1 protein-coding gene and 1 pseudogene are annotated in these 1,330 nt (G+C 33.6%); one reads left to right on the top strand and one right to left on the bottom strand.

The genetic code is table 11. The features are described from left to right. Positions 1-693 (top strand): annotated as a pseudogene (locus tag WC622_RS16935) (hypothetical protein); the annotation flags it as partial. 54 nt (positions 694-747) lie between these two features. Here the strand turns inward: WC622_RS16935 and WC622_RS16930 are convergent. Next, positions 748-1,330, bottom strand: a 583-nt coding sequence (locus tag WC622_RS16930; RefSeq protein WP_372820869.1) for a TonB-dependent receptor domain-containing protein, incomplete at its 5' end; no start/stop codon positions are given.

The raw sequence follows: 1,330 nt of genomic DNA, 5'->3' as shown, positions 1-1,330 counted from the left end.
GATGGAGGTGAATCAGCAAGGAACACCAATCCTATTAATTTTTATGATGGAGATAAGTTAATTTATCATCAGCCAGCACAATATGACGATAAAAATTACGAGCTAGAGTTAAGAAATTTAATTGTTGGTAAAGGCTATGTCGACAGCAAGGAACAAGTCATTATGGAGCCTTATAGTTTTGCTAATAAAAATGTTTTTACGATTGCAGACCAACAATCGTTAATGATTAAATTAATGATGCCAGAATCATTTCCGAAGAAAGAGCGTTTTAATTTAACGCCAGCTGACTATAAACTCATCTATACCTATATGAGTAAATTACCCACTGAAAGTGATTATCCAAAGTATGATGAAAAAGAATTTTGGCCCACCTATGCGAAAATGTTATTTTATGGAAGAGCAAAAAATACAACTATTGATCCGAATATCAGAATTTTCAACAAGTATGGTGATAGTTATGGTTTTATCATAGATAACTCCTATTTCGTCGACTTCAAAAATAATATCGAATTCTTTTTAACTGCTGTAGTGCAATCTAACGAAGACGGGATTTACAACGACAGCAAATATGAATACGAAAGCGTATGTTTTCCTTTCATGAAAAATCTAGGCAGAAGTATTTATGAGTTTGAATTAAATAGAACAAAAAAACAAGCTCCAGATTTAAGCAAGTATAAAATGGATTATAAATAAATCGTCATCCGATGAGACCTTGCATCGTGCCAGTACTCATCGGATGACGATTAGTTAATAGCTAAAACTTAATCCAGCATTCATATTGAAACCCATTGTACGATAACCAATGATTTCCGTATACTTCTCATTTGTTAAATTCTTTAGGTCAGCAAAGATTTTTAAGCGTTTATTCACCAAGGTATACTGCGCATAAAAATCAACCAACTGATAAGAAGCTAACGTTTTATTAACCGATGGATAAGTACTAAAGTCACTGTCAATGCGGTCACCTGTAAACTTATAATTCAAGCTTACGTATAAATCTTTAGTTGCGTCGAAACCTAAATTCAATCCATACGAGTTCTTTGGTCTGCGTAGCAATACATCAACAGTCTTTTCTCCAGTAATTTGCTTTCCTTCTACATAGGCATAATAGGTGCTTAAAGAGAATTTACCAAATTTAGCACTCGGTTCTATCTCAAAACCTTGATCTTTTTGTTCGTCTTGATTGATGTACCCATTTACGCCATAAATTATCGCATCAGTATTATCACGCTTAAAACCTACCACTCTCAACTTAACTTGATCATTTAAAAATGAAACGCTTGTCCCTGCTTCATAACTAGTAGATTTTTCTGGTTTCAGCGCTAAGTTT

It is taken from the genome of Pedobacter sp., assembly GCF_041662865.1.
Taxonomy (GTDB): Bacteria; Bacteroidota; Bacteroidia; order Sphingobacteriales; family Sphingobacteriaceae; genus Pedobacter.
This window is presented reverse-complemented; position numbering and strand designations above follow the sequence as displayed.